This window comes from Streptomyces gamaensis, from assembly GCF_042656465.1.
Taxonomy (GTDB): domain Bacteria; phylum Actinomycetota; class Actinomycetes; order Streptomycetales; family Streptomycetaceae; genus Streptomyces; species Streptomyces gamaensis.
In genome coordinates, this window is sequence record NZ_JBHSPB010000012.1 from 237,890 (window position 1) to 257,320 (window position 19,431).

General features: G+C 72.1%; 17 protein-coding genes and 1 rRNA gene. 8 read left to right on the top strand and 10 right to left on the bottom strand.

Annotated features, from left to right (window positions below; translation table 11 throughout):
- Positions 1-218: 218 nt before the first annotated feature.
- From ACFP1Z_RS21015 to ACFP1Z_RS21030, 4 genes are all read right to left on the bottom strand, one after another.
- On the bottom strand, positions 219-389 hold the full coding sequence (locus ACFP1Z_RS21015; RefSeq protein WP_390318254.1) for a hypothetical protein: 171 nt from the start codon (positions 387-389) through the stop codon (positions 219-221).
- 133 nt (positions 390-522) lie between these two features.
- A complete protein-coding gene (locus ACFP1Z_RS21020; protein ID WP_390318256.1) occupies positions 523-1,509 on the bottom strand; it encodes an SCO4651 family lipoprotein in 987 nt (328 codons plus the stop codon).
- 313 nt (positions 1,510-1,822) lie between these two features.
- Complete coding sequence (locus tag ACFP1Z_RS21025; protein ID WP_390318258.1) at positions 1,823-2,551, bottom strand: phosphatase PAP2 family protein; 729 nt, start codon at positions 2,549-2,551, stop codon at positions 1,823-1,825.
- A 212-nt stretch (positions 2,552-2,763) separates the two neighbouring features.
- Positions 2,764-3,771, bottom strand: coding sequence for a C40 family peptidase (locus ACFP1Z_RS21030; protein ID WP_390318260.1), 1,008 nt, complete (start codon positions 3,769-3,771; stop codon positions 2,764-2,766).
- A gap of 207 nt (positions 3,772-3,978) precedes the next feature.
- On the opposite strand from ACFP1Z_RS21030, the gene ACFP1Z_RS21035 reads away from it, so the two are divergent.
- Positions 3,979-4,224, top strand: coding sequence for a DUF397 domain-containing protein (locus ACFP1Z_RS21035; protein ID WP_390318262.1), 246 nt, complete (start codon positions 3,979-3,981; stop codon positions 4,222-4,224).
- A 13-nt stretch (positions 4,225-4,237) separates the two neighbouring features.
- Here the strand turns inward: ACFP1Z_RS21035 and ACFP1Z_RS21040 are convergent, their stop codons facing one another.
- Positions 4,238-5,554, bottom strand: coding sequence for a serine/threonine-protein kinase (locus ACFP1Z_RS21040; RefSeq protein ID WP_390318264.1), 1,317 nt, complete (start codon positions 5,552-5,554; stop codon positions 4,238-4,240).
- A 459-nt stretch (positions 5,555-6,013) separates the two neighbouring features.
- Between ACFP1Z_RS21040 and ACFP1Z_RS21045 the strand changes: the two genes are divergently transcribed.
- From ACFP1Z_RS21045 to ACFP1Z_RS21070, 6 genes are all read left to right on the top strand, one after another.
- Positions 6,014-6,322, top strand: a complete 309-nt coding sequence (locus ACFP1Z_RS21045) for a hypothetical protein (RefSeq protein WP_030367101.1) — start codon at positions 6,014-6,016, stop codon at positions 6,320-6,322.
- Positions 6,323-6,727: 405 nt separating this feature from the next.
- Entirely contained in the window at positions 6,728-7,603 is an 876-nt protein-coding gene (locus ACFP1Z_RS21050) for a hypothetical protein (RefSeq protein ID WP_390318266.1), read from the top strand.
- Between the two features lie 376 nt (positions 7,604-7,979).
- Positions 7,980-9,362, top strand: coding sequence for a hypothetical protein (locus ACFP1Z_RS21055; RefSeq protein WP_390318268.1), 1,383 nt, complete (start codon positions 7,980-7,982; stop codon positions 9,360-9,362).
- A gap of 2 nt (positions 9,363-9,364) precedes the next feature.
- The gene (locus ACFP1Z_RS21060) at positions 9,365-10,921 is read left to right on the top strand and encodes an SCO6880 family protein (RefSeq protein ID WP_390318306.1); all 1,557 of its coding nucleotides are present in this window, start codon (positions 9,365-9,367) and stop codon (positions 10,919-10,921) included.
- 12 nt (positions 10,922-10,933) lie between these two features.
- Positions 10,934-12,331 (top strand): ATP-binding protein, encoded by a 1,398-nt coding sequence (locus ACFP1Z_RS21065; protein ID WP_390318269.1) that lies wholly within the window; start codon positions 10,934-10,936, stop codon positions 12,329-12,331.
- Positions 12,332-12,344: 13 nt separating this feature from the next.
- On the top strand, positions 12,345-14,207 hold the full coding sequence (locus ACFP1Z_RS21070) for a type VI secretion protein (RefSeq protein WP_390318271.1): 1,863 nt from the start codon (positions 12,345-12,347) through the stop codon (positions 14,205-14,207).
- Here ACFP1Z_RS21070 and ACFP1Z_RS21075 read toward each other — a convergent pair.
- The 4 genes from ACFP1Z_RS21075 to ACFP1Z_RS21090 all read right to left on the bottom strand — a co-directional run bounded on the left by ACFP1Z_RS21075 (position 14,185) and on the right by ACFP1Z_RS21090 (position 18,111).
- On the bottom strand, positions 14,185-15,444 hold the full coding sequence (locus tag ACFP1Z_RS21075) for a serine hydrolase domain-containing protein (RefSeq protein ID WP_390318273.1): 1,260 nt from the start codon (positions 15,442-15,444) through the stop codon (positions 14,185-14,187). The two genes, ACFP1Z_RS21070 and ACFP1Z_RS21075, sit on opposite strands and share 23 nt — an antisense overlap.
- Before the next feature lie 239 nt (positions 15,445-15,683).
- Positions 15,684-16,373: a response regulator gene (locus tag ACFP1Z_RS21080; protein ID WP_390318275.1), complete on the bottom strand. Its 690-nt coding sequence runs from the start codon at positions 16,371-16,373 to the stop codon at positions 15,684-15,686.
- Complete coding sequence (locus tag ACFP1Z_RS21085) at positions 16,370-17,545, bottom strand: sensor histidine kinase (RefSeq protein WP_390318277.1); 1,176 nt, start codon at positions 17,543-17,545, stop codon at positions 16,370-16,372. Before ACFP1Z_RS21085 ends, ACFP1Z_RS21080 begins: the two co-directional genes overlap by 4 nt.
- Positions 17,546-17,553: 8 nt before the next feature.
- Entirely contained in the window at positions 17,554-18,111 is a 558-nt protein-coding gene (locus tag ACFP1Z_RS21090; protein WP_390318279.1) for a GNAT family N-acetyltransferase, read from the bottom strand.
- A gap of 89 nt (positions 18,112-18,200) precedes the next feature.
- Between ACFP1Z_RS21090 and ACFP1Z_RS21095 the strand changes: the two genes are divergently transcribed.
- Positions 18,201-19,238: a hydroxyacid dehydrogenase gene (locus ACFP1Z_RS21095; protein ID WP_390318280.1), complete on the top strand. Its 1,038-nt coding sequence runs from the start codon at positions 18,201-18,203 to the stop codon at positions 19,236-19,238.
- A gap of 77 nt (positions 19,239-19,315) precedes the next feature.
- Here the strand turns inward: ACFP1Z_RS21095 and rrf are convergent.
- Positions 19,316-19,431: ribosomal RNA gene (gene rrf / locus ACFP1Z_RS21100) — 5S ribosomal RNA — on the bottom strand.

Genomic DNA, 19,431 nt, shown 5'->3' on the forward strand with positions numbered 1-19,431 from the left:
CCCTGGTCGGGGTCCAGGGGCGCAGCCCCGGGCGGGGTGGGGACGCGGCGCCCGGGCCGCAGCGCAGGCGTGGAGCCCCAGGTGGGGTCCAGGGGCACAGCCCCGGGCGGGGTGCAGGGGGCGCAGCCCCCGTGGGGGGTTCGGGGGGCGGAGCCCCCCCGAGGGCAAGCGATCGTTTCCGGGTGCCGGGTGGGGGGTGGGCAAGGACCGGCAAAGGCTCAGCCGTCCTCCACACCGTCACGCCGGACCCTCAACACCTCGTCGATACGATCCGCGCTCAGCCGTTCCTCATCCGCACTGGACGCGGCGATCATCAAGTCCCCGTACAGATCGATCTCGATGAGGGCCACGGGGTCCGGCCCGCCGGACGAACAGCGCCGCGAAACCACGTGATTCACCTCCTCGGGCGGCTCGGATCCTTCGTCGGTCTTTCGCCTACGGTTGTCCAGCGTAGTGATCGGTACACATGGCGCGCATGGCACAGAAGGACCATTTCCCGGGCCACGCACCAGGCCCGTCGCTCTAGGTCCGCGGCGAACCGACCGTCCCCGTATAGATGTCCGCGGGCGCGGGCAACCGGACGTCGACGGGGGTGCCGAACCCGTCCAGTTCCACCGTGGAGACGACACTCATCGGCGCCGGAGGCGCCAGAGGCGCCTGCGGCGCCCCGCGCACCCGGCCACCGCGAGCACCGCGCGCGCTGCGCGCGTCCGGCGCGCCCCGCTCCGCCACGCTGAACCGGTGCCGCAGCCGGCGCGGCCGCCCCTGTTCGTCGAGGTAGACGTCGAAGGCGACCGTGCCCCCGGAGAACCCTTTCGCCGCCACCGCGAGCGGCGCGCGGTCCCGCTCGGGTGCGAGCCGGGCGGCCTGCCCGAGGTCGATGGTGCCCCAGTAGTGCTTGACCGGCACCCCGTCGATGCGTTCGTCCCGCATGTACGTCACCTGGCGGGCGCCGCCGAGGAGTTCGGCGGCGGCGAGCGGGTCGGTGGCACCGCTCGTGAGGAGGTTGCCGTCGGGGAGGGCCGGGGTGGCGAGGCGGACCCACTTGCCGGCGGGGACGCCCGCGCCCCGGTTCTTCATGTACAGCGCGCCGGGCGCGAAGACCTCGGTGACGGCCCGCTGTTCGCCGGAACCGGCCGCGTCGGCGGGCACGAGCACCGTCAACTGCCCGACGGGGCGGGCGAAGTCGTACTCGCCCGCCCCGCGGATCGTCAGCCGGGTGCCGCCGCTGACGGTCTCCATGGAGGTGCGTACGCGCGCGCCGCCCGCGTCCGCGAGGAGCCGCGCGGCGCGGCGCAGGGCGGCGCGGGCCCGGCCGGGGTCGCCGTCGTCGCCCGCCGCGCGGGCCTGCCCGCCGACGCTGCGGATGTCGTCGTGGAGCGCGGGGCGGGCTTCGGCGGGACCGTGCGGCACGCAGCCGGAGACGCAGGGGAGGAGCAGCGCGAGCGCGGCGGCCGCCGTCCTGGGGACGGCGGCCGCGCCTGTGCGTCTGTGCCGGGGGGCCGCCATGCGCTGTCAACGAGTGGCCTGGCGGCGTCGTCACGCTGCACTTGCCCACCCCCACCCGGCACCCGGAAACGATTGCTTGCCCTCGGGGGGCTTCGCCCCCCGAACCCCCCGCGGGGGCTGCGCCCCCTGCACCCCGCCCGGGGCTGTGCCCCTGGACCCCGACTGGGGCGCCGCGCCCGCATCCCAACACCGGGATCCACTCCTGCACCCCGGCTCAGGCACCGCGCCCGCACCCCGCACAGCGGAGCCCTCACCCTGTTGACGGCCGTCAACCCCGCGCAACCCCACCGCCGTTGCGAGGGACGGGACGCCCTTACGCCGCCAGGTCGTTGTTCCGGTGCTGCCGTGACTGCCCCGTCACATCGCGCCCCGCACCGGCCGCCGCCACCACCGGCCTCACCCGGCGGCGTGCCCCGACGAGCCAGCTTGCGCGCGTGGCCGCGACGGCCTTCGCGAGGGGGGTGAGGAGCATCATCGCGAGCGGTGCGAGGAGCAGGGCGACGGCCGTGCCGAGGGCGAGGCCGCCGATGACGTCCGTCGGGTAGTGCACGCCCAGGTAGACGCGGCTGAAGCCCTCCAGCAGCGCCAGCCCGATGCCGATCAGGCCGAACCTGCGGTGCGCGAGGAAGAGGGCGACGGCGATCGCCATCGTCAGGGTCGCGTGGTCGCTGACGAACGAGAAGTCCGTCTTGCCCTTGACGAGCACGTCCAGGCCCTGGTGGTCGAGGAACGGCCGGGGTCTCTTGACGAAGCCGCGGATGGGGATGTTGACGAGCAGGGCGATACCGGCGGCGAGCGGTGCCCACAGCAGCGCGGCGACGCCCGCGGGGGCGTCCTCGCGCTTGCGTACGCTCCACCAGGCGAACAGCATGAGGATGCCGAACCCGAGCACGATGCCGTACTCGCCGATGAACTCCACGGTCCGGTCCAGCCAGTTGGGGGCGCCCTTGGCGAGGCCGTTGATGTCGTACAGCGCGCCCACGTCGGGGTTCGCCTCGATCCTGGCCTCCGACATGGGGTACACCGTCGCGAGTCCAGCCATGTGCTGTGGCCCCTTATCTGTCGCCTGTTGCTACGTCCAGCTGCCGACCCCCGTGGTCCGTGCGTCCAGTCCGTATGCGGTCCTGCTCTTCCACACCCATGGAACGCGGCACTCCACCCCGGCGTTCCACTTTCCACCCAATGATCACCAGGACGTTATCCAAGAGTGACAGTGCCCCGTGATCGCCCCGTGGTCCCGGCGCCGGGCGGCCCCTACGGACGACCACCCCCCGCTGCCAACGCCCGCGCGCCGTCCTGGGTCACCCTGGTCGCCCCGATGTAGTCCGGGGTGTCGATGCGGTCGAAGCGGATCAGCGCGCCGGTGTGCGGCGCGTTGATCATGTATCCGCCGCCGACGTAGATCCCGACGTGGTGGATGGTGCGCGGGTCCTTCAGGTCGTGCGCGAAGAACACCAGGTCTCCCGGCTGCAGTTCGCCGCGCCCGGGATGCGGGCCGGTGTTCCACTGGTCGTCGGCCACGCGCGGGAGCTGGATGCCGACGGACTCGTAGGCCGCCTTGGTCAGCCCCGAGCAGTCGAAGCGGCCGCCGTCCTCGGGGCCGCCGTTGCCGCCCCACAGATAGGGCGTGCCGAGCTTGCCCTGCGCGAAGGAGATGGCCCCGGCCGCCTGCCGTGACGGGCCGAGCCGGCCCAGGGGGCGCGCGAAGGACTTCTCCAGCGCGCGGATCTCGCGCACGTACCCCTGGGTCTCGCTGATCGAGGGCACCCCGCCCGCCTTGATGACCCGGTAGGCGCCGGCGTTGTACGACGCCAGCATGTTGTCGGAGTTGTCGCCCGGGACGTCCTTGACATAGCGGGCCAGGGCACAGTCGTAGAGGGCGGCCGACGGGATGGCGTCCCGAGGATCCCATATGTCCGCCTTGCCGTCCCCGTCGGCGTCGATCCCGTAGGTGGCCCAGGTCTCGGGGATGAACTGGGCGATGCCGAGCGCGCCCGCCGGGCTCTGCGCCCTGGGGTTCCAGGCGCTCTCGGAGTAGATCTGGGCGGCGAGCATGGCGGGGTTGAGAGCGGGGCACGCGTTGCCCCACTTCTGGACGAGGCCCTGGTACTCGGCCGGCACGGCGCCCTCCGCGAGCCCGACGGCACCCCGCGCCCCGCCGAAGAGCCCGCCCGCGGCCCCGTACACGCCGACGACGAGGAGCCCGACGAAACACAGGCACCCCCCGATCCCGACACCCACGGCCACCCAGAATTTGCGCACCCCGCAATCCTCCCCCACGGGTGCGCACCGTATCCCGTGCTCAGGGATTTACCCGGGCCGGCATCGGGGTCACAGGGGCGCACGGGCGGTGCGACGGGGGGCAGTTGCCGCTACGGACGCCAACGGCCCGGCGGCACGGGCGTGGTGGGGCGGACTATCGTGGGCCCCGCACCCGACCGCACCCCCGAACACCCTTGGAGGGCACCCGTGTCCGTACCGCCCGTTCCCGTGCCGGACAACCTGCGGTGGATCCCCGCGACCGAGGGCGACGAGACCGAGTACCTGGAGGTCGCCTTCGGCGACGACGGCAATGTCTACCTCCGGGAGAACCTCAAGCCCGAGGAGGTCGTGGTGACGACCAACGCCAAGTGGGACGCCTTCGTACTGGGTGTCAAGGCGGGCGAGTTCGACCACTTCGTCGAGGGCCTGGACGACCCGGCTCCGCAGGGCTGACCGGCGCGGGCGCTCAGCCGCCGCTGCCGGGGTCGCGCTCCGCCTGCTCCTTCGGATACGAACGGCCGCCACCGTCCGCGCCCTTGCCGTCCTGGCCGTCCTTGCCCTTGCTCTTGCCTTTGTCCTTGTGCTTGCCGTGCCCGGCGTCGGCCTCCGGCGAGGGAACCGCCGCGTCCGCCGGGACCGCGTGCGGCCCGCCGCCGGGCAGTCCGCCGCCTCCGCCGCCGTCCGTACCGGACAGCGCGGCCCCCACGGCGGCGGCGATCCCGAAGGCCACCAGCCCGGCCACGGTGGTGACCATGGCCTTCGGCCTCCGCAGAACGGCCTTCGGCGGCCACAGGCCCCCGGACAGCGCGGCGCGCAGATCCGTTCCTGCGCGGCCGTGCGCCCGCGGACGGCCGCGGCGCGCGCCGGCCGTCGGCGGTACGGACGGCCGCGGCGGCGTCACCGGCATCGGAGGCACCACGGGCCCGGCGGCCGGAGCGCCGAACGGCCCGGCCGAGGACGCCGGTTCCGCGACGGCGCCCTCCCAGGCCCGGCTGCCGAACCAGGCCGCGGCCTCCTCGGCCGTGGGGCGGTCCGCGGGCTCCTTCGCCAGCATCCGCAGCAGATACGCGTCGAAGGCCCCCGGCAGATCGACGCGGTGCCGCCGGGCCGGGACCGGCTCCTCGTCGACATGCAGATAGAGCAGATTGGTCGGGTTCTCCGACCAGAACGGCGGCTGTCCGGTCAACAGGTGATAGAGGACGCACCCCAGCGCGTACACGTCCGAGGGCGGGCCCGCCACCCGGCCCAGCGCGCGCTCCGGGGCGAGATAGGTGCTCGTACCGACGATCTGCCCGGCCCGGGTGAGCCCCGCCGAGGTCTCGTCGACGAAGCGGGCGATGCCGAAGTCACCGATCTTCAGCGCGCCGTCGGCGTCGAGCATCAGATTGCCGGGCTTGACGTCCCGGTGCACGACCCCCTGCCGGTGGGCCGCCGCGAGCCCGGCCGCCGCCTCGGCGGCGACGCGCGCGACCCGGCGCGGCGAGAGCGCGCCGCGCGCGGCCAGCTCCTGGGCCAGGCTGGGCCCGCGCACGAGCTCCATGACCAGATAGAAGCGGCCGTCCCACGCGCCGAAGTCGTACACGCCGACCACGTGCGGGTGATTGAGGCGGGCGGCGGTCTGCGCCTCCAGCCGGAAACGGCCGGCGGCCGCCTCGTCACCGTCGCCCAGCAGCAGCTTGACCGCCACCTGACGGCCCAGCACCTCGTCGTACCCCTGCCGGACCTCGCCCATGCCGCCGCGGCCGAGCAGCTCCCCCAGCCGGTACCGTTCGGCAACCAGCACCTGTACCACCCTTGCGTCCTCGAAGCGCGCGGCGCCCGGGGCTTCCTGACGCGCCCGGAGCGTCCGGCGAGGGCGCGGACGCGCTCCCGCGGCCCCGGAGCGCGCCCGGCTTCCGGGCCGCGCACGCCCCAGCCTACCGACCGCGCCCATGACCTCCCGCGCATCCCCATGACCCCCCACCTCCACAGCGATTGCCCGCTGTCCACACGCGTGATACACAGAGTCACCATAGACTCCGCCACTGACAGTGCCGCCGACAGCGCCGCTGACAGCGCGGACGGCGTTCGCGTCGCGCGGCGGGCCGATACCCGGGTGACGTGCGCGGCTTCGGGGAAAAATTGACGCCAAGTCGACATGCGGAAGCCGGATCGTCGGCGAAGATAGGTCTCGACCTTTGCCTACCCGCAGGAACGAGAACGGGCATCAGCACAACGACCCACAAGGGGCGGTGAGTTACACATGTTTTTGGCAGCCGGTAAGGGCGACATCAACACCATTATTGGCGGAATCGCCCCGAACTGGGGGCCGTTCGGCAGTCTCGGCAACGAGGCCCGCGTCATGATCGAGGTCATCATGGCGGTGGCCATTCTGCTCTGCCTGGCCATCGCGATCTGGGGCGCGGCGAAACAGCGCATCGGAGCGACCGCGCTGCGCGACACCTTCAGTGCCGAGCAGGGCAAGGGCCTGATCGTCGCCGGGCTGACCGGCGTCTTCATCATCGGCTCGCTCGGCACCCTCTTCACGATCGTCTACGGCATGGCCGTCTGACCGCGCCGGTGGGCGCCCCGCGCCGCCCTCCGGCCACCGTCGCCGCGCCGTATGCGACCTCGCCCAACCGCGCACGATGTGAACGGATTTGACCTCATCCGACCGGGTCGGAGCAGGGACTGCCCGGGCCTGACCGCCCAACTCGACTGCACCTCCGACCGCTCGACCCGACCGCACAGCCCGACCGCACGGCCCGCGCCCCGCTCCGCCCCGCCATCCGTCCGCACCACCGCGCGTCGCCCCCGCGCAGGTCCTCTCGTCCCCGTGTCCCCCCCCCCGCACCCGAGGCTGCCACCTGATGCCCCCTCACACCCCCTCGTACTCCTCCCCCGAGAATCCTTCCGCACCGCTACCGTCATATGCGAGTGCTACACCGGCCACGACGTATGAGGGGGCGTGCGCACGATGAGTCTCGGAGACGACGGCTACGGCCGGCACTCCGGCGGCGCGGGCGGCGGCTACGGCGACGAGCAGCAGCTGACCCGCACCCGCCTGCCGGAAGGCGAGACCGATCCGTACGGCCCCGGGCGCCGCGCGGGGCGCCGCACGGCCGGAAAGCCCAGCCGGAACCTGGTGACCGTCGTCGGCGTGGTCGTCCTCCTCCTCGCCGCCATCGCGTTCGCGAACAGGGGTGGCGGGGACTCCGGTTCCGACGGCGCCGGCAAGGGGGACGGTACGTCCGCCGACAGCCGTCCCACGGCACCCTCCGGCACCACACCGGTCGAGGGCAGAACCGGGGGCGTCCCTTCCGGCTACGCGCACACGGAGCAGGGCGCGCAGTCCGCCGCCGCTAACTACGCCGTCGCGCTCGGCGGCGACGGAATGTACCGGACCGACACGCGCCGCGCGCTCGTCTCCGCCCTGTACGCCCCCGAGGTCGTCGCCGCCCGGCAGGGCGATTTCGACAAGGTCTACTCCGATCCCGGCTTCCTGAAGAAGGTCGGCCTCGACGCGGGCGGCAACGCCCCCCGGGGCACGACCTTCGTCTCCCGGACGAACCCGGTCGGCACCAAGTCCCTCGGTTATGCGGGGAGTACGGCGAGCGTGGCCGTCTGGTACTCCACGCTGTTCGGTCTGGCCGGTGAGGGCTCCACCAACCCGGTCACGGAGAGCTGGTACACGGACACCTTCGATCTCCAGTGGACCGGAGACGACTGGAAGATCGTCGGCCTCAAACGGGCGGAGGGCCCCGCCCCGGTCGGCCGCGACCAGGCGGCGGCCTCGGCCAAGGACATGTCGGACGCGGTACAAGGGTTCGGAGGGTTCACCTATGCGCGCTGACCACTCACCCACCGCCCCGGGCTCCCCCCACCCCGAGGAGAGCCCCCCGCTCCCCCGCCCGGAACACACCCCCTCTCCCTGGACCGAGCATCCCGGCACCCCGCGCGCCGACCGGCCCGGACGAAGCGACCGTTCCGGACTGCCGCACACCGAGCACGGGCGTCCTCGCGCAGGGGCCAGCACACCAACCGCCGCCCCGGGGCACCCGTCCACCACCCCGAGCCCCGCCCCCGGGCGCTCACGCACCAAGCACCCCACACCGCCCGGCAGTTCCAGCGCCCCGCACGCTGAGCACCCCGCTCCCCTCGCCGGTTCCGGGCTCCCGGACGCCCCCCGCGGCCGTCGTCGGGCAAGCCGCTCCGCCGTCCTGGCCGCCGTGCGGCGGCACACGCTGCCCGTCGCCGCCGGCCTCGCGGCCGTGCAGGCCACGGTGGTCGTCGCCGCGTCGAAGGCACTCGCCGCCCCGGCGCCGCCCGCCACCCCGCCGGCGTCGGGCGGCCCCAGCGCGGGCCCGAGCGTCACGCCGACGCCCACGCCCGCGCCCAGCTCACCGCCCGCCGACAACTGCGACCTCGTGCCCGGCCCGGCCCGGGACCTCTGCCAGGGCCACGGCGGCAGCGGCGGCGGTCACACCACTCCCTCCGACCCCAAGGACCTCACCGACCCGCTGGCCTCCCTCGCCAAGGGCTGTGCCGACGCCGCCTCGTGGATCGTCCGCAAACTCTCCGACGCCGTGCACGCCACCGGCAACGTCGACTTCACCAACGCCAACTTCCTGCGCCAGTACGCCGTCGTCTTCGCCGCCTCGACCGTGCTGACGCTCGTCCTGTGGCTGCTGGCCGTGGCCAAACGGGCCGTGCGCGGCGTGCCGTTCACCGAGGCGATCACCGAGGCGATCGGTTTCCTGTGGCTCACCGTCCTCGCGTCCGCCTTCACCCCGCTCATCCTCTACACGCTCGTCTCGGCCACCGACGCCGTCACCGACGTCATCGCGACCGGTTCGAGCTCCAACAACGACGTGTTCTTCGGCAACTTCGCCGACGCCCTGCAGAAGGGCAACAGCATCGGCGGCGGCCCGATCATGCTCATCGTGGTCTCCCTCGTCTCGGTGCTCGCCGCAGGCGTCCTGTGGCTCGAACTCGTCATCCGGGCCGCTCTGCTGTACGTGGGAGCCCTCCTGGGAACCGCGGTGTACGCGGGGCTCGTGGACAAGAACATGTGGGGGCATGTCCGCCGCTGGGCAGGCATCATGATCGCCGTGATCATGGTCAAGCCGATCGTCGTGATCGTGCTCGGCCTCGCCGGGGCCCTGTCCACCGGCAAGGGCCCGAACTCCTTCTCGGCGGTGGTCTCCGGCCTCGCGATCATCGTGCTCGCCATCTTCGCCAGCGCGATGATCTACCGCTTCGTCCCCGGCTTCGGCGACGAGATCGTCAGCACCCGCAACGCCAGCAAGGACGCGGCCTCCCGGCAGGCCGCCGCCGTGATCTCCTCGCCGGCCGCACTCGTCAAGCAGGGCATCAACACCCACAGCGCGCGCGGCGATTCGAACGCCGGTGGCGGTGGCTCCGCCGCCCGCCCCCCGGCGGGCGCCGTGTCGGGCGGGGTCGCCGCGCACTCCACCCGCCCGGCCGCCCGCCCGGCCGGCGACACCGGCAGCGCGGCCCCGGCCTCCGGCCCGGCCAAGCACGCCGCCGCCCGCCCGCCCGCGCCCCGTGCACAGAACCGCAGCACATCCCCGGGAGGTGAGCGGAGTTGACGATGCAGGCCCAGTCCCAGCCGGTCGCGGCCCGCCGTACGTATCTGATCGGCCGCGCGCGTCCCAACGCGGTCGTCGGCAAGAACCGGGAGACCGGCGAGATCGCACTGATCATCGCGGGCGCCTTCCTCGGCATGATGTGCGGCCTCCTCGTGCCGGTCCTGCCGCTGCGGATCATGTCCCTGACCGGGTGCCCCCTGCTGGCGCTGGCCGCCGTCTACGTGCCGTACAAGGGCCGTACGTTCTACAAGTGGTTCGAGATCAACCGCAGCTACAAGCGCATCCTGCGGCGCGGCGCCGGCTACCGCTCCTCCGCCGCCGAGGCGGGCACCCGCCTGGACGGCCGCGAGGTGGAGATCGGACCGCCGCCGGGCATCGGCCGGATCACCTGGCTGGCGGCGCCCTTCGGCCCCGACGAGATCGCCGTGCTGCTGCACGCCGACCGCCGCACAGTCACCGCCGCGATCGAGATCGAGGGCCCGGGCGTGGGCCTGCGCGACTCGGAGGACCAGGAGGCGCTCGTCGACCGCTTCGGCACCCTCCTCAAGCACGTCGCCAACGGCGACGGCTACGTCACCCGGCTGCAGATGCTCGCCCGTACGCTCCCGGCCGACCCGGACGCGCACGCCAAGGACGTCGAGCGGCGCGGCGACCCCGGCTCCCCGAAGTGGCTCCAGGACTCCTACGAGCAGTTGCAGTCGATGGTGTCCACCTCCTCCGAGCAGCACCGCGCCTACCTCGTGGCCTGTATGCACTACACGCGCGACCTCGCCTCCGAGGCGCAGGTCATCGCGCGCGCCTCCCGGCACGAGGGCGGCGGCCGGCGGCGCCTGGACCGCGACGGCGGCCTCGCCGTGATCATGGCACGGGAGCTGACCGACATCTGCGCCCGGCTCGCGGAGGCCGACATCCGGGTCCGCCAGCCGCTCGGCCAGGCCCGGCTGGCCTCCCTCGTGCACTCCATGTACGACCCGGACCACCCCATCGACCACATCCAGGCCATGACCCAGCGCAATGCCTGGCCGGCCGAACTGGACGCCACGGAGCCGCAGTATCTCCAGGCCAAGACCCGTGAGTCCGCGACCCGCGCCCCCTGGTGCCATGGCACGGCCTGGGTGAAGGAGTGGCCGATGACCCCCGTGGGCGTCAACTTCCTCGCCCCGCTGCTCGTGCACACCCCGGACGTGATCCGGACCGTCGCCGTCTGCATGGACCTGGAACCCACCGACGTGGCCATCGAGCGGATGCTGACGGAGAAGACCAACGACGACGCGGACGCCTCGCGCGCCGCCAAGATGAACCGGGTGGTCGACCCGCGCGACGTCGCCCACCACTCGCGTGTCGACCAGCGCGGCGAGGACCTCGCCAGTGGCGCCGCCGGCGTCAACCTCGTCGGCTACATCACCGTCTCCTCCCGCTCCCCGGAGGCGTTGGCGCGCGACAAGCGGACCATAAGAGCCTCGGCCGGCAAGAGCTATCTGAAGCTGGAGTGGTGCGACCGCGAGCACCACCGGGCCTTCGTCAACACCCTGCCGTTCGCAACCGGCATCCGACGATAGGGGCGAATTGCCGTGCTCGACCTGCTGACCGCTCTCACCGAGGCTTTCACGAGCTTCCTGTTCGGAAAGGTGGAGACCACCCGGCTGCCCGTACGCACCTCCACCGGCCAGGCGCAGGCCGTCTACCTGCCCACCGCCGCGCCCGGCCTCGGCGACTCGGGCGTCATCATCGGGCGCGAGGTGTACTCCGGCAAGGGCTACATCTACGACCCGTTCCAGCTGTACGGACAGCAACTGCCAGCCCCCCACTGGCTCGTCCTCGGCGAGTCCGGCAACGGCAAGTCCGCGCTGGAGAAGACCTACGTCCTGCGCCAACTGCGCTTCCGGGACCGGCAGGTCGTGGTCCTCGACGCGCAGGGCGAGGATGGTGTCGGCGAGTGGAACCTCATCGCCCAGCAGCTCGGCATAACCCCCATCCGTCTCGACCCGATGACGGCCCGTGAGGGCGGCATCCGGCTGAACCCGCTCGACCCGTCGATCACCACGACCGGGCAGCTCGCCCTGCTGCGCACCATCATCGAAGTGGCGATGGGGCGCGGGCTGGACGAGAGGTCCGGTTTCGCCCTCAAGGTCGCGCACTCCTACGTCAACGAGACGATCCTGGACCGGCAGCCGGTGCTCACCGACATCGTCGAGCAACTGCGCCACCCGGAGGCCGAGTCGGCGGAGACCATGAACGTGGACATAGACGATGTCCGCGCCTGGGGCCTGGACGTCGCCCTCGTTCTGGACCGGCTGGTCGACGGCGACCTGCGCGGCATGTTCGACGGCCCGACGAGCGCCGGGATCGACCTGGACGCACCACTGATCATCTTCGATCTCTCGCACATCGACCGCAATTCGATCGCCATGCCGATCCTGATGGCGATCGTGGGTGTCTGGCTGGAGCACACCTGGATCCGCCCCGACCGGAAGAAGCGGATCTTTCTGGTCGAGGAGGCGTGGCACATCATCAACTCGCCTTTCGTCGCCCAGCTGTTCCAGCGGCTGCTGAAGTTCGGGCGCCGTCTGGGGCTGTCGTTCGTGGCCGTGGTGCACCACTTGTCCGATGTCGTCGACGGGGCGGCGGCCCGCGAGGCGGCGGCCATCCTCAAGATGGCCTCCACGCGCACGGTCTACGCGCAGAAGGCGGACGAGGCCCGGGCCACGGGGCGGGTCCTCGGCCTGCCCCGCTGGGCCGTGGAGATCATCCCGACCCTGACCCCGGGCATCGCCGTTTGGGACGTCAACGGCAATGTGCAGGTCGTCAAGCACCTCGTCACCGAGGCGGAGCGGCCGCTGGTCTACACCGACCGTGCGATGACCGAGGACGGCGAGGACGGTACGGCCCGCGAACTCGCCGCTGCCGCCGCCCGGGAGGCAGGACCGGCCGACGGCCCCCGCGGCTCCTCCGAACCGACGGTGGCCTGAGGAGGCACAAGCCATGAGCGGCACCCGCACGGGCCACGGCGGCACGCCCCAGGGCGGCATCCCCGACGGTCTCCTCGTCTCGGTCATCGCCCTGCTGCTGGGGCTCACCCTGCTGGTGTGGGAGACGACCGGCCTGGCCGCTCTCCTGGACCGGGGGTCCTGGCCCCACGGCGTCGACCTTCCGCACACCCCGCTGGCGTTACGGCACTTGGTGACCGATCCCGGCGACATCGCTGCCGCCTGGCCCGCCGTCCCGCCGGAACGGCTCTCCGGATACGGGCTGTTCTGGGGGCTGCTCGTCGGCCAGCTCCTGGCACTGATCGTGCTGTGCGTGTTCGTGGTCGGCACGGTGACCCGCTGGCGTGCGGTACGGACCATGGCCCGCGCCGAGGCCCGGAGCAGGGCCGCCGCCCAAGGAAGGCCGCACAACGGCCCGGCCCGGCCCGGCGGTGAGGCACTCGGCACCGCAAGCACCGGCATAGGGGCGGCCCTGCCCGACGACAGGGGCTTCGCACAGCCCGGCAGCGCGGGAACAGGCGCACCCGGCGGCACGCCCCCGCCCAACAGGGGCGCGCTCGGCCACGCGGCATACCGTCCGGTCGCCCCCGGGACGGCCGGGTCGGCACCGCTCCCGCCCCTTCCACCAGAGCCCGACGGCACGGGGCACAGCACCTCGGGAGGCTCTACCACCGCGCCCGAGCGGGAAGTTGGCACCCCCCGGCACGGGGCCGACGCTCCCGTACCGCAGCCACCCGCCCTCCTGCCGCACGCCGCGACGAGCGCACCCACCACGGACCAGAACAGACCCAGCGCTGCTCCGACAGCCGGCCCGAGAACCGGTGCGACGACCGGTCCGGGCAACAGCCCCGCACCAGGCAATCGCCTGTATCCCGACGCCTTCTCCTTCGTCAACACGCCTGATCCGAACAGCATGACCGCACCCCCCGATCTCTTCTACGGCCCGGCACCGGAGCGCCGCACCCTCGCCGCCCGCGCCGTCCTGGAGGCGGCGGGGCCCGTGCTCGTTACCACCAGCGACCCCGCCCTGTGGGCCGAGACCAAGAACGCGCGCGCCAAACTCGGCCCTGTCCATGTCTTCGACCCAGGCCATCTCCTCGACACTCCCGACCGGCTCCGCTGGTCCCCGACCGCCGGCTGCGAGGCCCGGGACACCGCCGCCCTGCGGGCGGCCGCGCTGCTCGCGCCCGTACGCCCGCGCAGCCCCCTGGACTCGGCGACCGCAGACACGGCCGAGACCCTGCTGCGCTGCTGGCTGCACGCGGCGGCGGTGGACGGCCGTCCGTTCCGTCAGGTGCACCGCTGGGCCCAGGGCTCCTCGGCCCACGAACCCGTGCGGATCCTGCGGACGCACCCCAAGGCGGCGGCCGGCGCAGCAGGCGAGCTGGAGTCCTCTCTCACCGGTCATCCTGAACGCCGGGACGTGGCCCAGGAGTTGACGGCCCGTGCGCTGACCTCCCTCTCCACCGTCCACATGCGGGACGCTTGTAACCCAAATCGGGCCGATTCGCTGGCGTGGGAATCATTCATCGCCGAAGGGGGAACCCTGTACGTGGTGGGTGAGGCGATTGAGGATCCCCGCACCCGCCCGGGTGCGATGCCCCTGCTGACCGCACTCGTCTCAAGCGTGGTCGAGCGCGGCCGGTGCATGGCCGGACGGTCATCCGCCGGTCGGCTCGACCCACCACTGACGCTGGTGCTGGATGACGTGGCGGCTGTCGCCCCCGTCCCCGCCCTGCCGGATCTTCTCGCCCAGGGCGCGGATCAGGGTCTGCCGACCCTGGCCCTGATGCGCTCCGAGGAGCAGGCCCTGGCCCGCTGGCCTCACCGCACCTTCACGCGCCGGCCGGTCCGGTAGCCGCGAAGGCGTGGTGGAGCAGTCGCTGCACCAGCGCGCTCGGCTTTTCGCCTTTCGCGTCCGTGGAGTTCACCGCGTACACGAGGGTGCGTGAGAGGTCACGTGTCGCGCCGAAGCCGTCGAGATAGCCGTAGCGGGAGCCTGTCTTGCCGTAGATGACGGTGTGTTCATCGATGCGGACCTCGGTCATTCCGCTCGTGTACACCGTGCGCTTGTCGTCTCCCGGCTTGCTGCTCCCCGCCCCGCCGTTCTTCGATGTCTTCTTCCCGTCGTATGTGGGCACGCGGGGGACCGTGAACATCAGCTCCAGCTCGGGTTGCGGCACGACGCGGCCCTGGAAGAGGGCGGTCATGAAGCGCTCCAGGTCGGCCGTGGTGGATATGAGGTCGCCGGAGGCCCAGGTCTCGGACTGGTCCCACTCGGTCACGTCGACCAGACAGGCCGGGCCGACCCTGTCTCCCTTCGGGCACGTCGGGTCTTCCCCGGACTTGACCGCCTGGTAGCCATGCGTGTGCCGGCCTCGGATCCCTGTCTCGTTGCCCGGCAGGTAAGTGCCTTTCAGATGCAGGGGGTTGATGATGCGGTCCCGCACTTCCCGCTCGTACGTCCGGCCTGTGACCTTCTCGATCAGCAGGCCCAGAACGTTGTAGCCGATGTTCGAGTAGTGCTGCTCGGTGCCCGGCACGAACTCCATGCCTTTGCCGAGGCCGCTTTGGACGAGCGCGCGGTGGTCCCAGCTCGTGAAGCGGTCTTTCTGCCATTCGGGGCTGTCGGAGGGCTCGCGGGTGTCGCCGCTCGGCAGACCGCTGGTGTGGTTCAGCAGGTACTTGACCTTCACCTCGGGGTAGTCGGCGGGCAGCAGGCCCGGCAGATACTGCTGGACGGTCCCTTCAAGGTCCAGTTTGCGCTCGTGGACGAGCTGGAGGGCGACGGCCGCCGTGAACGTCTTCGTCACGCTGCCCGCGCGGAACCGCTCGTCCCCCTTCACCGCGCGATGGGTGCGCAGGTCGGTCTCTCCGGAACTCCCCCGCCAGTGACTGCCATTGCCACCGAACCGCACCTGTGCGGCCGTGGCCTCGGCGGACGGCAGGCCGGCGATTGTCTCGCGCAGGGCTCCGGCCTCGGCGGGCAGCCGCTGCTCCGCCCACGATCGCTGCTCCGCCCCGGCGGGGGCGGCCACAGCCCCGCACAAGGCAGTGGTGACGAGTGCAAGGGCGGCAATTCGCGTACGACGCATGGTGATTCCCCCGTGTGCGGCCCGGCGACCGGGCCGTTGATCCGGCGTTGGCTGACGAGTTCCATCGTCGCGATCCGCCGGGCCCCGCACATCGCCGGAGCGAGGGAATCCCTTCCGCCCACGACTCCCCCGCCCGAGGGAGTCATCGCGTTGACGCCGCCCTCCCCACGGCCCCGATCACCACGGCCTCGACCACCACGGCCCCAGCCTCCCCGACCCCGGCTTCCCTGACCCCGCTCTCACACACCGGGCGCGATCAGCCCCGTCTCGTAAGCGCAGATGACGGCCTGGATCCGGTCCCGCAGCCCCAGCTTCGCGAGCACATTGCTCACATGGGTCTTGACGGTGTGCTCGCTCACCACGAGTTTCGCCGCGATCTCCGCGTTGGACAGCCCGCGCCCCAGCAGTACGAGCGTCTCCCGCTCGCGGGCGGTCAGCGAGCCCAGCCCGCCGTCGCCGGGCGCCGCAGTCCCGCCCGTACTCCTCCGGCCGGCGCCGACGCCCGTCCCCCGCGCGACGAAGTCCGCGACCAGCCGCCGCGCCACCGAGGGCGCCAGCAGTGAGTCACCGGCCACCACGACCCGGACCGCGTGCACGAGGTCGTCGCGCCGCACGTCCTTCAGCAGGAAGCCGCTCGCGCCCGCGTGCAGCGCCTCGTAGACATAGTCGTCCTGGTCGAAAGTGGTGAGCATGACGGCCTTGCAGTCCGTCTCCGCGCACACGATCCGGGCCGCCTCGATGCCGTCCATGCGCGGCATGCGGATGTCCAGCAGAACGACGTCGGGCGCGTACTCGCGCACTGCCTCGACGGCTTCCATGCCGTCCCGGGCCTCCGCCACGACCTCGATGTCCGGGTGCGCCCCCAGGATCATCGCGAAACCGCCGCGCACCAGTTCCTGGTCGTCGGCCACCACCACACGGATCGTCAACGCTCCACCTCCGCGGGTGAGGACACCACGACCGGCAGCTCCAGGGCAACGCGGTAGCCCTGCCCGTCCGGCCCAGGACCACAGGACGCGCTCCCGCCATGGGCGGCGGCGCGCTCACGGATGCCGATCAGCCCCTGCCCGCTTCCGGCACCGGGCGACCGGACGTGCGTACCGTCGTTCTCGACGGTCACGACGAGCCGCCCGTCGTGCGCCGGCCAGTCCAGGCGCACGTCCACACGGCGGGCATCCGCGTGCTTGAGAACGTTCGTCAGCGCCTCCTGCACGACCCGGTACACCGTCACCTGGGCATCCGCCGCGAGCGCCTGTGGCTGTCCTTCTGTCCGCAGGAACACCTGCAGCCCGGTGCGCCGCACCTCGTCGACGAGCGAGTCGAGTCCGTCGAGCGTGGGCTGCGGCCTGCGGGTCGCGGCAGGCTCGTCCTTGAGGACGCCGAGCATGCGCCGCAGTTGCACCATCGCGTCCCGCCCGGCGCCCGCGATCGCGTCGAACGCCGCTTCCGCGCGCTCGGGATCGGAGCGTACGACCAGTGGCCCTGCCTCCGCCTGGACCACCATCAGGCTCACGGCATGCGACAGGACGTCGTGCATCTCCCGGGCGATGCGGGCCCGTTCACGCTCCGCGGCCCGTTCCGTCTCCATCCGCCGTGTCCGTTCCAGCTCCGCCGCCCGCGCTTCGACGGCCTCGGTGTAGGCACGCCGGGTGCGCGCCAGCATCCCGAGCGCGTACCCCATGCCGAACAGGAAGAACGAGAACAAGTACTCCCGGGCCGTGTTGGTACGCAGCGCGACGGCGAACGCCACCACCGGCAGTCCGAGCCAGACGGTCACCCGCCGCTCCCACAGCCCACCCCTCTCGGCCACCGTGAAGACCGCGGCGAGTCCGGCGTACGGCAGGGGCTGCCCCGGGCCGTCCATCGGCAGATACGCGAAACCGGCCGCCGTGATCGAGAGCAGCGACGTCAACGGCGCCCGGCCGCGCCACAGCAGCGGCAGGACGCCGAGCGTCGTCATCGCATAGCTCGGCCATGTGGCCGGCGGTACGTCAGGGCCGCGCGGCACGACGAACGGGATCGTCACGGCCGCCTGGACGACAGCGGCGATCAGTACATCGACGGCCCAGGGGCCTGCCGTACGGAAACGAGCGAAGGGCAAGGAAGGCCTCAGCAATCGGGGCGCGGTACCGCCATCTCGTACTCGGTCGCGGTGGGGTCACCCTGCATGGGCACCGTCACCCCGGTCCGCTCGAAGCCCAGTCTGCGGTAGAACGCCTCGGCGCGTGCGTTGCGCTCGTGCACGTACAGCCGCACCCGCTCGGTACGAGGAGCGCTCAGCCCCCAGGACCAGTCGAGCGCGGCCCGGAAGAGAGCCTGCGCGATGCCGGAGCCGCGCTGCCCGGGCCGGACGAAGACGCCGACGAGGTGGGTCTGCGGGACGTCCGGCGCCCCGCCGAACGCACCCTCATCGCCGGGCAGTTCGACGACGACCGTCACATTGCCGACCCAACTGCCGTCCGGTGCCTCGGCGACAAAGGTGGTGACTCCGTCCTCCGCTGCGCTCCGGCGCGTACGTTCCTGCCAGAAGGAGTCGGGCTGGGCGGCCGCGGTCTCGTACGTGTCGAGGAAGGCTATCGAGGCGACCGGATCCCCGAGAGCCGCCAGCCGCAGCTCCTTGACCTTCTGCCACTCGTCGGCCCGTACGGCCCTGATGGTGTGTTCCATCCGCCGATGTTCACCCGCCCCGCGAACCCCGGCAACGTGTTTTCCCTCTCCACACCGGGCAGAGTGCGGACAGGGGGAGGTGACGGAACGTGTTCGACGAAGGTGTCCGGCCGCTGGTCGTGGTGGCCATGGGCGTGGACGAGGCGGCAGCCGTGCTGCCCGGGGAGTTGCGCCTCCGGCTCGCCCGCTCGGCCGATGTCGTGCCCGGCACACTGACCGGCCCGCTGACCACCCCCGAGGCCCGCACAGCTCTCGCCAAGGCCCACGTCCTGTTGACGGGTTGGGGCTGTCCACCACTCACGTGCGATGTCCTGGACGGTGCGCCCTGCCTGCGGACGGTCGTCCACGCCGCCGGATCCGTACGGCAGTTGGCGACGCCGGCGCTCTGGGACCGCGGCATCACCGTGACTTCGGCGGCCGACGCCAACGCGGGCCCCGTCGCCGACTACGCACTCGCCGCGATCACGCTCGCCGCCAAACGAGCCCTGGCCATGGCAGCCGCGTACGGGCGTCACGGGAGCCGCGTCCCCGGCCCCGGTTCCTGGCCGGCCTTCCGTGACCGCGAGGGCGCCGACGGCCGCACGGTCGGGGTGATCGGCGCTTCCCGCGTCGGCCGCCGCGTCCTGGCCCGCCTGCGGTCCTCGGACGCCGGATACCGCGTGCTGCTGTACGACCCGTACGTCTCCTCCTCCGACGCGGCCCTCCTCGGCACGGAGCTCTGCGACTTGGACGACCTCTGTCGCCGCAGCAGCATCGCCACCGTGCATGCCCCGCAGTTGCCCGAGACACACCATCTGCTCGATGCGGCGCATCTGGCTCTGCTGCCGGACGGCGCCACCGTCATCAATACGGCGCGCGGTTCTCTCGTCGACACGGACGCCTTGGTCCGGGAGTGCTCTTCAGGTCGTCTGGACGCGTTCCTCGACGTCACGGATCCCGAACCGCTGCCTGCCGCACATCCGTTGCTGTGGTTGCCGAATGTCCTCGTCACGCCCCATCTCGCGGGCGCCCAGGGCACGGAGGCCCGACGGCTCGGCCTGTACGCAGTGCAGGAGATCGAGCGGCTGGTGAACGGGGAACGGCTACGGGGCCGGGTCAGCCGGGAAGAAATGGAACTGCGTGCATGACCGGAAACAGGTTCCGGAAATGCGAGAAAGCCCCGCCAGGAACCTCACGGCTCCCAACGGGGCTTTCCCCAACAATAGCTCGGCGGCGTCCTACTCTCCCACACGGTCCCCCATGCAGTACCATCGGCGCTGAAAGGCTTAGCTTCCGGGTTCGGAATGTAACCGGGCGTTTCCCTAACGCTATGACCACCGA